This is a genomic window from Saccharopolyspora sp. (assembly GCF_017434145.1).
Classification (GTDB): Bacteria; Actinomycetota; Actinomycetes; order Mycobacteriales; family Pseudonocardiaceae; genus Saccharopolyspora_C; species Saccharopolyspora_C galaxeae.
In genome coordinates this window covers 1-10,675 of sequence record NZ_JAFRFW010001032.1, presented here as the reverse complement: position 1 = coordinate 10,675, position 10,675 = coordinate 1, and the positions used below count along the sequence as shown (strand labels likewise).

General features: G+C 71.5%; 10 protein-coding genes and 3 pseudogenes. 5 read left to right on the top strand and 8 right to left on the bottom strand.

The window, feature by feature from the left end; translation table 11 throughout:
• The 3 genes and pseudogenes from IJH84_RS28280 to IJH84_RS28270 form a co-directional block, all read left to right on the top strand.
• Positions 1-321: pseudogene (locus IJH84_RS28280) on the top strand (thiolase family protein); the annotation flags it as partial.
• Entirely contained in the window at positions 318-992 is a 675-nt protein-coding gene (locus IJH84_RS28275) for an energy-coupling factor ABC transporter ATP-binding protein (RefSeq protein WP_295151016.1), read from the top strand. The pseudogene IJH84_RS28280 and the gene IJH84_RS28275, both read left to right, overlap by 4 nt.
• The gene (locus tag IJH84_RS28270) at positions 989-1,594 is read left to right on the top strand and encodes an energy-coupling factor transporter transmembrane protein EcfT (protein ID WP_295151014.1); all 606 of its coding nucleotides are present in this window, start codon (positions 989-991) and stop codon (positions 1,592-1,594) included. Before IJH84_RS28275 ends, IJH84_RS28270 begins: the two co-directional genes overlap by 4 nt.
• A 10-nt stretch (positions 1,595-1,604) precedes the next feature.
• Here the strand turns inward: IJH84_RS28270 and IJH84_RS28265 are convergent, their stop codons facing one another.
• The 8 genes and pseudogenes from IJH84_RS28265 to IJH84_RS28230 all read right to left on the bottom strand — a co-directional run bounded on the left by IJH84_RS28265 (position 1,605) and on the right by IJH84_RS28230 (position 8,729).
• Complete coding sequence (locus IJH84_RS28265; RefSeq protein ID WP_200072709.1) at positions 1,605-1,832, bottom strand: hypothetical protein; 228 nt, start codon at positions 1,830-1,832, stop codon at positions 1,605-1,607.
• Between the two features lie 575 nt (positions 1,833-2,407).
• Positions 2,408-2,632, bottom strand: coding sequence for a hypothetical protein (locus IJH84_RS28260; RefSeq protein ID WP_295151003.1), 225 nt, complete (start codon positions 2,630-2,632; stop codon positions 2,408-2,410).
• Positions 2,633-2,956: 324 nt separating this feature from the next.
• The gene (locus tag IJH84_RS28255; protein WP_295151001.1) at positions 2,957-3,745 is read right to left on the bottom strand and encodes an SDR family oxidoreductase; all 789 of its coding nucleotides are present in this window, start codon (positions 3,743-3,745) and stop codon (positions 2,957-2,959) included.
• A gap of 148 nt (positions 3,746-3,893) precedes the next feature.
• Complete coding sequence (locus IJH84_RS28250) at positions 3,894-4,754, bottom strand: NAD(P)-dependent oxidoreductase (RefSeq protein WP_295150999.1); 861 nt, start codon at positions 4,752-4,754, stop codon at positions 3,894-3,896.
• Positions 4,751-5,599: an SDR family oxidoreductase gene (locus tag IJH84_RS28245; RefSeq protein ID WP_295150997.1), complete on the bottom strand. Its 849-nt coding sequence runs from the start codon at positions 5,597-5,599 to the stop codon at positions 4,751-4,753. Before IJH84_RS28245 ends, IJH84_RS28250 begins: the two co-directional genes overlap by 4 nt.
• A 62-nt stretch (positions 5,600-5,661) precedes the next feature.
• Positions 5,662-7,146, bottom strand: coding sequence for an aldehyde dehydrogenase (locus IJH84_RS28240; protein ID WP_295150995.1), 1,485 nt, complete (start codon positions 7,144-7,146; stop codon positions 5,662-5,664).
• Positions 7,143-7,727, bottom strand: a complete 585-nt coding sequence (locus IJH84_RS28235; protein WP_295150993.1) for a nuclear transport factor 2 family protein — start codon at positions 7,725-7,727, stop codon at positions 7,143-7,145. The genes IJH84_RS28240 and IJH84_RS28235 overlap by 4 nt, the downstream gene beginning before the upstream one ends.
• Before the next feature lie 153 nt (positions 7,728-7,880).
• A pseudogene (locus IJH84_RS28230) lies at positions 7,881-8,729 on the bottom strand (LLM class F420-dependent oxidoreductase).
• Between the two features lie 188 nt (positions 8,730-8,917).
• On the opposite strand from IJH84_RS28230, the gene IJH84_RS28225 reads away from it, so the two are divergent.
• Entirely contained in the window at positions 8,918-10,360 is a 1,443-nt protein-coding gene (locus IJH84_RS28225) for an FAD-binding protein (protein ID WP_295150991.1), read from the top strand.
• 31 nt (positions 10,361-10,391) lie between these two features.
• Positions 10,392-10,675, top strand: a pseudogene (locus IJH84_RS28220) (TetR family transcriptional regulator); the annotation flags it as partial.

Genomic DNA, 10,675 nt, shown 5'->3' with positions numbered 1-10,675 from the left:
GTGGACCCGAACCGGCTCGGGCTCGGCGCGGTACCCGCCTTGCAGGCCGTGCTGCAGGACCGGCCGGAGCTGGTGGAGTTCACCGAAGCCTTCGCCGGGCAGGTGCTGGCGTGCGCGGACGCGGCCGGGCTGGACGAGCGCACGATCAGCCCGGACGGCGGGGCCGTCGCGCTCGGGCACCCCTGGGGAGCGTCCGGCGCGGTCCTGGTGGTGCGATTGTTCAGCCGCATGGTGCGCGAGAACGGGCCGCGCACCGGAGTGGCGGCCCTGTCCTCCGGCGGCGGGCTGGGCGTGGCGACCGCGTGGGAGCGAGTGGATTGATCGAGTTCGAGGACGTCGCGCACTCCTACGGCGAGCACTCCGTGCTCACCGGCGTCGACCTGCGGCTGTGCGAACCGCGGGTGGCGTTCGTCGGTGCGAACGGCTCCGGCAAGTCCACCCTGGCGCGGATGGTGAACGGGCTGGTCACGCCCACTCGGGGCCGCGTGCTGGTGGACGGGCTGGACCCGGCGAAGAACGGGCGGGCGGTGCGCAAGCGCGTCGGTTTCGTGTTCACCGACCCGGACAGCCAGATCGTGATGCCGACCGCCGGTGAGGACGTCGCGTTCTCGTTGCGGCGCCGCGGAATTCCGAAAGCGGAGCGGGAGCGGCGCGCGGCCGAAGTGCTCGCGCAGCACGGCCTCGGCGGGTACGAGCAGCACCCGGCGCACCAGCTCTCCGGCGGGCAGAAGCAGCTGCTGGCGCTGTGCTCGATGCTGGTGCTGGAACCGGACGTGCTGGTCTGCGACGAGCCGACGACGCTGCTCGACCTGCGCAACAAGCGGCACTTCATGGAGTTGCTGCGGGAATTGCCGCAGCAGGTGCTGCTGGTCACGCACGACCTGCACCTGCTGGAGGACTTCGAGCGGGTGGTGGTGCTCGACCGGGGACAGGTGGCCGCCGACGACTCGCCGGACGCGGCGTTGACGCGGTATCGGGAGCTGGCCGGATGAACCCGCTCGGGCTGTACGAGCCGGGAACGAGCCCGCTGCACCGGGTTCCGGCGGGCGTGAAGTTCCTGGCGCTGCTGGCGCTCGCGGTGCTGATCTTCGTGTTCGCCGCGCCGGCTCCGCTCGGAGTGCTCGCGGGCGCGGTGCTGCTCGGCTACCTCGTCGCCCGGGTTTCGCCGGGACGCTGCTGGCGGCTGGCTCGGTTCCTGGTCCCGCTGCTGGCGGTGATCTTCGCGTTGCAGTGGTGGCTGCTGGGGCTGGATCAGGCGATCGTGGTGGCGCTGCGGCTGTTCGCGGCGCTGGCGGCGGCGAACCTGTTCACCCTGACCACCCGGGTCGACGACATGGTCGGCGCCGTCGAGCGCGGGTTGCGCCCGCTGCGGCGGTTCGGCGTCCGGCCGGAGCGGGCCGGACTGCTGGTGGGGCTGACGATGCAGGCCATCGCGGTGCTCTCGACCATCGCGGCGGAGACCCGCGAAGCCCAGCGCGCTCGCGACGCGGACCGTTCGGTCTCCGCCTTCGCCATCCCGTTCCTGGTGCGCACCCTGCGCCACGCCGACGAACTCGGGGAAGCGCTCGCGGCGCGGGGCGTCGGCGACGACTGATCGGGTCGGCTCAGCCGTGCAGGAGGTCGCTCGGGCCGGACGGGTCGTCGTCGCGCACCGGCTCGCAGGACAGCGACTCCGGGAAGCCCGCGTGGGCGAGCCGGGTGAGTTCGTGCTTGCACGCGGCGCTGGTGGGTTCCTCGCTCACCAGCTCCGTGTCGAACGCGCCGCCCAGCACCGCCACGGACGCTCCCACTGCGCACAGCGCCACGGCCGGAACGACGTTACGCAACCTCACGAGCATTCCTCTTCTTGTACGCCTTCGAGCTTCCACCGGGATGCTACGCGGAGTCGCGGGGCGCGGTCCGTGCCGCTGAGCGCGGTCCGGCGCCGCCAGGACTTTCGCCTCTGTCGGCGGGGCGGCGGCGACCGCACGCTGGGGGTTGCCGGGAAACCGGCGGATCCGCCCGAGAGCGATCTGGCCTTGACGACTCAAGAGCCGCCGAAGACCTCGCAGCCGTAACGGTTGCGCAAGCTCTCGGGCGGGTTCTCGCGGGTGCGAATCGCACCGCTGCCCGGTAGCGCGAGCTCAGACCGGGAAAGTCGCTTCGTCGTGCCGGCCATTCGCTTCGCGCACGCGCCGGAATCGACCGCGGCCGCTGAATCCCTCGCGACCGGACGGTTCCCCGCGTTTTCGGGGTTTCGACGCCCGGAGCGACGCAGCCCCAGCTTCCGCCGCGGCTCCTGTGCGCCGCACCGCCCGAACCGGGGCCCGAAGTGAGCGGAACCGGCCGTTTCCGGAATACTCCCCTTCTGCACCGACGAAAACCGATCCCCCGCCGCACGGCGGGGGATCGGTTTCGAGTACCGGGCTCAGCCACGCACGAGGACCTGCGGGCCGTTGTCATCATCGGTGGTCGGTTCGCACATCAGCGGACCCGGGTCACCCTGGTCGGCGAGCCGCTGGAGCTCGGCCGAACACTGCTCGGCCGTGTCGAAGTGCCCCACCACTTCTTCGGCGACGGCGGTGCCCGCACCGAGCACGGACATTCCCGCCGCGCACAAGGCCAGGGTGGCAACGGTGTTGCGGATACGCATGAGTGGTTCCTTCCGCTCGAAATCTGATTACGTTGGGAAGACTATTCGCGGCCGGGCAGACGAGCGGGCACTGTCGGCATGACACGGGGAAACCCCTCAATTCATTTCCCACGGGATTTCCCCGAAGGAGTGCCACGCACCCGACGAATCCGCCTGGATGCAGGTACCGCATCCGGCGGAAATGCGCGGAGAACCCGCCCGGCACGCGGCCATCCGGGAACGAGGCCGCCCCGGGCGGGCAGTAACGCCGAATTCGCTCCTCGGCGGGTTCACCGGGAATGACGGATGTTCGCGGTGGTCACGTCGCCGGACGAGTCCGCCGCTTCAGCCCTCCGGTCGTTCTCGCAGCGGCGCTTCGGGCTCGACCTCCACCATCGTCAGGTGCGAACCCCGCGGGGTGCCGACGATCGCGGTGATCGCGGCTGCCACGTCGGACGGGCGCAGGAAGTAGGGGTGCCGCGCGAGTCCCCAGTGCACCCAGTCCTCCAGCACCGCGGTCGCGACCTCGTCCTTCCAGGTGGTGCCCATCGCGGTCTTCGTCGGCCCGGGACGCACCAGCGACGTGCGCACGCCGGTGCCTTCCAGCTCCATCCGCATCGTCTGCACCATCGCCTCCAGCCCGGCCTTCGCGGGCACGTAGCCGCCCATCCGCGGGCGGTGGGTGCGCGCCACGTCGGAGCTGATGAACACGAAATCGCCGCGCTGCCGGCGCACCATCGACGGCACGATCGCCGCCGCCAACCGCTGCGGGCCGCCGAGGTGCACCTCGACCTGCCTGGCGAAGGTCTCCGGGTCCTGCTCGTGGATCAGCGCGGCATCGATGTCGCCCGCGCCGGAGACGACCGTCTCCACCGGCCCCAGCGAGTCCTCGACGGCGGCGACGAAGTTCTGCACCGACTCGGTGTCGGCGACGTCGAGCGGTTCGGCGATCGCCTCTCCCCCGCCCGCGCGGATCGTCGCGGCGATCTCCTCGCACAGCTGCACCCGCCTGGCGCCGAGCGCGACGGGGTGCCCGGCGGTCGCCAGCGCCTGCGCGGTGGCCGTGCCGATGCCGGAGGACGCCCCGGCCACGATGGCCGGGCGCCGCTGCGGATGGGGATCGAATCTCGGCATGTCACGCCTTCTTCCGTTCCGGTGGTGCGGTTCCGGAGCGAACGGCCTGTTGTCCCGATCTGTTCGGACGAACGGTCCGTTCACTGCTCGCGGCTTCCCAGGTGAACGGACTGTTGGTCCCGCTAGATTGGACGAACGGTCCGTTCGCTCACTGCTCCCGCGGGGGCGCGGGCGGTGCGGAGAGCCCCAGTCCTGGCCCGAGGCCGGTGAGCGCGTGCCGGGCGAGCGGGACGTCGACGCCCAGCTCCCGCGCCAGCTCGATCGCGAACCGCAGGTCCTTCTCCCCCAGCGCGCGGACGTGCTCGAAGATCCCCACCCACGGGTCGCCGTCGGCCAGCGGCGCGGCCGTGTCGCGGTGCATGATCGCGCCTGGTCCACCGGTGATCCCGTCGGTGTGCCGCACGACCCGGCCGAGTTCGACCAGGTCCAGCCCGGCCGCTTCGGCGAGCCGCTGCGCCTCCGCGGCCGCGGTGAACGATGCGAAGTGCAGCAGGTTCCTGGCGAGTTTCATCCTGGTTCCCGCGCCGATCGGGCCCGCGTGCACGACCTGCCCGCCCATCCGGCCGAACGGCTCGGCGCAGGTGGCGAAGGCGGTTTCGGGGCTGCCGACCATGATCGCCAAGCTGCCGTCCGCAGCTCCCATCGGACCGCCGCTGACCGGCGCGTCCACCAGCGCGACGCCGTGCTCGGCGGCCTGTTCGGCCAGCTCCGCAGGGGTACCGGGGGCGATCGTGGAGTGCACCGCGACGACGAGTCCGTCGCGGGCCGCGGGCAGTACCTCGGCGAGGACCGAACGCACCTGGTCGTCGTCGCGGACCATGACGCACAGCAGATCCACCTGCGCCGCCAGTTCCGCCACGTCCCGCGCGACCTTCGCTCCCGCCGCGCGCAATTGCGCCACCGGCTCGGACGCGATGTCGAAGACCAGCAGGCCACCGGGGCGGTCCACGAGCCTGGTGGCCATCGCCTTGCCGATGTTGCCGAGACCGGCGAACCCGACCGCGCTCATCGGATCACCTGGCCGCCGTCGACGTTGAAGATCTGCCCGGTCACCCACGACGCCTCCTCGGACAGCAGGAACAGGCAGGCGCCGACCATGTCCGCCGGTTGCCCGATCCGCTTGATCGCCAGCCCGCGCACCAGGTCCGCGGCCGCTTCCCCGACCTGGTTGCGGGTGGCTGCGGTATCGGTCGGTCCCGGCGCGATGGCGTTGACGCGGATGTTCATGCCGCCGAGTTCGTGCGCGAGCTGCTGCGTCAGCCCGTTCACGCCCGCCTTCGCCAGCCCGTAGAAACCGGAGTAGAGCCAGGCCGCGGTGGAGCTCTGGTTCACGATCGCGCCACCGCCGCGCCGCTGCATGTGCGGGTGCACCGCGCGGGTCACCACCAGCGCGCCGTCCATGTTCACGCTCATGAACTTGCGGTAGTAGTCCCAGTCGACGGTCAGCAGCAGGTCGAACTCCATGTCGCCGTAGATCGCGGCGTTGTTGACCAGCAGGTCGATGCCGCCGAGCTCCTCGGTCGCGCGCGCCGCCAGTTCGGCGGCCGAATCCGGGGAGGAGACGTCGGTGCGCACGAACATCGCTCGCCCGCCGTCGCTCTCGATGGACTTGGCGCAGGTTCGCCCGGCGTCGGCGTTGAGGTCGGCGATCACCACCGACGCGCCGTGGGCCGCGAGCGCTTGCGCGTAGGCCGCTCCGATGCCCTGCGCCGCGCCGGTGACGATGGCGACCTTGCCGTCGAACCGCTTTCCCATGCCCGCTCCCGCCATCCCGGTCGGCAAACCGCCGGCGGCCTCGCCGCCGAATTCCCCGGCGGTCCCTCTGACTCCGCCATCGAATTCCCGGGCGGTCACGCCGGCTCCGCCAAGTAACCCGCCGGCGGTCACGCCGGTTCCGCCAAGTAACCCGCCGGCGGTCACGCCGGTTCCGCCAACAACTTGGTCTCCAAGTACTCCTCGAACCCGGCCACACCCATCTCGCGTCCGATGCCGGATTGCTTGTACCCGCCGAACGGCGCGTCCGGGCTGAACCAGAGCCCGCCGTTGACGGCCAGCGTCCCGGTGCGAACCCGGGCCGCGACGTTGCGCGCGCGCTCGATCGAGCCGCTGTCGACCGACCCGGACAGCCCGTACGGCGAGTCGTTGGCGATCCGCACCGCGTCGTCGTCGCCGTCGTGCGCCAGCACGACCAGCACCGGCCCGAAGATCTCCTCGCGGGCCACGCGGTTTTCGTTGCGCAGCCCGGAAATGACGGTCGGTTCGATCCAGAATCCCGCGTCCTTGCCCGCCGGAATCCCGCCGCCGGTGGCGAACGTGCCGCCTTCCTCGGTGGCGAGCCGCAGGTAGTCCAAGACCCTGTCGCGCTGGGCCTGCGAGATCACCGGCCCGCAGATCGTGCCCGCATCGCGCGGATCGCCCGCGCCGATCTTGCGCATCGTGCGTGCGGCGATCTCCACCGCCTCGTCGTAGCGGTCCCGCGGGACGACGAGCCGGGTCGTCAGCGCGCATCCTTGCCCGGCGTGCACGCAGACCCCGAAGGCGGTCGCGCCGACCGCGGCGCCGAGGTCGGCGTCGTCGAGCACGATCGCGGCGGATTTCCCGCCCAGCTCCAGGAAAACCTTCGCCAGCGTCGTGGACGCGGCGGCCATGATCGCGCGCCCGGTGGCCGTGGATCCGGTGAACGAAACCAGATCCACCCTCGGATCGGTGGTCAGCAGCGCCGCTACCGCGTCGTCGTGCGGTGTCACGACGTTGAACACGCCGGGCGGGATGTCGGTCCGCTCGGCCACCAGCCGCCCGAGTTCGGCGGCCACCCACGGCGTGTCCGGCGCCGGTTTCAGCACGACGGTGTTGCCCGCGGCCAGCGCCGGGCCGATCTTGGCCAGGTTGACCTGGTTCGGGAAGTTCCACGGCGTGATCGCCGCGACCACGCCCACCGGCTCGCGGCGGATGGTGCGCCGGGTGGCGATCCCCATCGGCTCGGCGACTCCCAGGTCGGTGCACCACGGGTAGCCCTCGGCCATCTCGACCGTCCACTTGAGACTTTCCACCGGCACGTCGTACTGCGGCCCCGCGGTCAGGAACGCGGGCGCACCCGCTTCTTCCGTCGTCAACGCGCGCATCGCCGCGCCGTGCTCGACCAATGCCGAGTGCAGCTGGCGCAAGCAACGGATGCGGAATTCCGGGGAGGTGGCCCACTCGCCGAAGTCGAATGCGCGGCGCGCGGCGCCGATCGCGTCGTCGACGTCGTCGGCCGTGGCGCTGGGCGCCCTCCCGATCTCGACGCCTTCGGCAGGGTTCAGCACGGGATGGCTCCGCCCGCCGGAACCGGCAGTGAGCCTGCCGTCGATGAGTTGCCGCGGCTGCGGCGAGCCGAGGTCCGACACTGCGCCGAGGCTCACCGCGCCCCCTCCTCGACCACCGGCGGCCACACCGTGGACGGCAGGTCCGCGGGCCGGTAGTGCCCGGGCTGCGACTTGCTGTCGGTCTTCATCCGCTCCAGCAGCCCCGGCGTCGCCTTCCCGGATTCGGCCAGGCTGAGGAAGGTCCGCGCGGCGGCGCCCAGGTCGAACCAGTCGCGCTGCCACTCGAACCGGCCGTTGCCCGCGGAGTCCTGGCCGTAGCCGAACCAGCTGCCGCCGATGCCCGGCACCTCGTACTCGCGGCCGTCGTCGTCGGTGATCCCGGCGCGCTGCTTCCAGAAACCGATCACCATGCCGTTCGACTCGTCCATGACGGTGGCCACGTAGTCGTAGTGCCACCCGTCGAGCCCGGCCATCTCGGTGCCGAGCGCGTACTGCCGGATCTCCTCGCGCCCCACCGCCATGAAGTGCTCGTCCGGCGAGTACATCCAGCCGTAGGTGGCGTCTTCGGCGTAGTGGTCGGCCAGCGGTTTCCAGTCGCGGCGGCGTTCGGCCTCGCGGGTGGCGTCCAGCCAGCGCTGCCAGAACCGTTCAATCTCGGTGCGGGTGAAGCCGCCCATCGGGCCCCTCCAGCCTGTGCTCGCGCCGGCGTGAGCATCGAGTGAACGGACCGTTCGCCCGATCCATTGGGACGAGCGGTCCGTTCGCTCACGGGCGGACAGTTGATTGGACAGGTGTCCATTATGCGTGCGGGCCCGGCCCCGCACAAGGGATCAGGCGATGCCGAGGCGGGCCGCGTGCCGCCCGAGGAAGGCCACCACCTCGTCGGCGGGCTTGTCCGGCAAGCCCCAGATCGCTTCGGTGACACCGGCCTGCGCCCACTCCCCGAGCAGTTCAGGAGTGGGTTTCGCGGTCGCGAGCACGTGGATCTCCGGCGCACCGGGACGTCCCGCCGCGGCCCAGGCCGCGCGCAGCCGGTCCGCGTTCGCGCGCACGTCCCGCTCAGCGGGAGTGGTCATCCAGCCGTCCGCGTGCGCGGCGATCCAGGCGAACGTCTTCGGCCCCGCACCCGCGCCGATCAGCAGCGGGACGTGCGCCTGGGCGGGCTTCGGGTAGGCCCACGACGGTCCGAAGTGGACGAACTCGCCGGAGTAGGAAGCCTCCTGCTGCGTCCACAGCGCCCGCATCGCCTCGACGTGCTCGCGCAGCGCGGTGCGCCGCCTGCCTGCCGGGACGTGGTGGTCGGCGAGCTCGTCGGTGTTCCAGCCGAAGCCCGCACCGATCGTGACCCGGCCGCCGGAGAGTCAGTCCAGCGAAGCGATCGTCTTCGCCAGCGTGATCGGGTCGGACTCCACCGGCAGCGCCACCGCCGTGGCCAGCCGGATCCGGGAGGTCACCGCCGCGGCCGCGCTCAGCCCGACCCACGGATCGAGGGTGCGCAGGTAGCGGTCGTCGGGCAGCTCCGCGCCGCCGGTGCCGGGATGCGCGGCCTCCCGCTTGATCGGGATGTGGGTGTGCTCCGGGACGTAGAAGGTGTCGAACCCGGCCTCTTCGGCGGCTTTCGCGGCCCGGTCCGGGGTGATCCCGCGGTCGCTGGTGAACAGCACTATGCCGTGTCGCAAGGGAATTCCTTTCCGCAGCAGCAGCCGGAACCCGGCGGCGAGGCCCATCGGGAGGCGACGGATCGACGGCGCATTGTCATAGGTGCTTCAATGACCCTAGCAAGCGTCTGGTGGCTGCCCAAGGAAACGACTTGGCACCGCCCGGAAACCGGGCAGTCGAGCTGCGCACCGCGCGGAAGGGAGTCAGCGTGCCCGAGGTCCTACCCCCGTCCGCCATCCCGGAGCAGGCCGAGCACTTCGACGTCGTCGTGGTGGGCTTCGGCATCGCGGGCGGCTGCGCCGCGCTGGAAGCCGCGCGCGCGGGTGCGCGGGTGCTGCTGCTGGAACGCGCCGCGACGCACGGCGGCACAACGGCCATGGCGGGCGGGCACTTCTACCTCGGCGGCGGTACCGCGGTGCAGCGGGCCACCGGGCACGAGGACTCGCCGGAGGAGATGTACAAGTACCTGCTGGCCGTGTCCCGCGATCCGGAGCCGGACAAGATCCGCGCCTACTGCGACGGCTCGGTGGCGCACTTCGACTGGCTGGAGTCGCTCGGTGTCCACTTCGAGCGCTCCTACTTCGCCGAGAAGGCGGTGATCCAGCCCGGCACCGAAGGGCTGATGTACACCGGGAACGAGCAGGTCTGGCCGTTCCGCGAACAGGCCGTTGCGGCACCGCGCGGGCACAAGGTCCCGGTGCCCGGCGACACCGAGGGCGCCAAGCTGGTGATGGACCTGCTGCGCGAGCAGATCGAGCAGGCGGGGGTGCAGGTCCGCTTCGACACCGGCGCGACCGCGCTGGTGCAGCAGGAGGACGGCCGCGTGCTCGGGCTGGCTTGGCGGCGGTTCTCCGAAACGGGCCTGGTCCGGGCGTCCGCGGTGGTGCTCGCCGCCGGCGGGTTCGTGATGAACGAGCGGATGGTCGCCGAGCACACCCCCGCGCTGGGAGCCAAGCTGTTCACGCTCGGCTCCAGCTACGACGACGGGACCGCGATCAAGCTGGGCGAGGCAGCGGGCGCCGAGCTCAAGCACATGGCGCAGCCGTTCATCACCGCGCCGTTCTACCCGCCCGGTCAGCTGGCGACCGGGTTGATCGTCAACAAGCTCGGCGAGCGGTTCGTCGCCGAGGACTCCTACCACGCGCGGACCAGCTATCACGTGCTGGCGCAGCCCGATTCGACGGCTTACCTGATCGTCGACGTCGAGCACGAGGCGAAGCCGAAGGACCCGCTGGTTCCGCTGCTGGACGGCTTCGAGACGGTCGAGGAGATGGAGTCCGGGCTCGACCTGCCGTCCGGTTCGCTGGTGAAGACGCTGACCCGCTACAACGAGCACGCCGCGCGCGGCGAGGACCCGGACTTCCACAAGAGCCCGAAGTGGCTGGCGGCCCAGGACACCGGCCCGTGGGCGGTTTTCGACCTGCGGTTGGGGCACGCGCTGTACGCGGGGTTCACCTTGGGCGGGATGCGGACCACCGTCGATGCGCAGGTGCAGCGCGCGGACGGCTCGGTCGTGCCCGGCCTTTACGCCGCAGGGGCCTGCGCGTCCAACATCGCGCAGGACGGCAACGGCTACTGTTCCGGCGTCCAGCTGGGCGAAGGCTCGTTCTTCGGCCGCCGCGCCGGGCTGCACGCCGCGGGCTCGGCGTGAGCCCGGAGGTGCAGCTTGCGAGGTGGTCCGCATGACTCTTAGCGCGAAAGGCACGCGGCTCAACCGCAGGGGCCTGGAGACGCGGCGCACGCTGCTGAAAGTCGCCATCCGCTGCCTGGCCGACGGCTCGGAAGGCGTGAGCGCGAACCTCATCGCCCGCGAGGCGGGCGTCACCTGGGGCACCGTGCAGCACCAGTTCGGCGACGCCGACGGGTTGTGGGCCGCCGTGCTGGCGCACATCTCCGAACGCAGCGATCCGCTGCTGCCGCCGCAGCACGCCGCGCTGCCGGACCGGGTCGGCGCCGTCGTCGACAT

Excerpts from the sequence above, each read along its gene's own strand:
- IJH84_RS28270 (WP_295151014.1), top strand. The coding sequence starts at position 989 with ATGAACCCGCTCGGGCTGTACGAGCCGGGAACGAGCCCGCTGCACCGG.
- IJH84_RS28260 (WP_295151003.1), bottom strand. The coding sequence starts at position 2,632 with ATGCGTATCCGCAACACCGTTGCCACCCTGGCCTTGTGCGCGGCGGGA.
- IJH84_RS28255 (WP_295151001.1), bottom strand. The coding sequence starts at position 3,745 with ATGCCGAGATTCGATCCCCATCCGCAGCGGCGCCCGGCCATCGTGGCC.
- IJH84_RS28250 (WP_295150999.1), bottom strand. The coding sequence starts at position 4,754 with ATGAGCGCGGTCGGGTTCGCCGGTCTCGGCAACATCGGCAAGGCGATG.
- IJH84_RS28235 (WP_295150993.1), bottom strand. The coding sequence starts at position 7,727 with ATGGGCGGCTTCACCCGCACCGAGATTGAACGGTTCTGGCAGCGCTGG.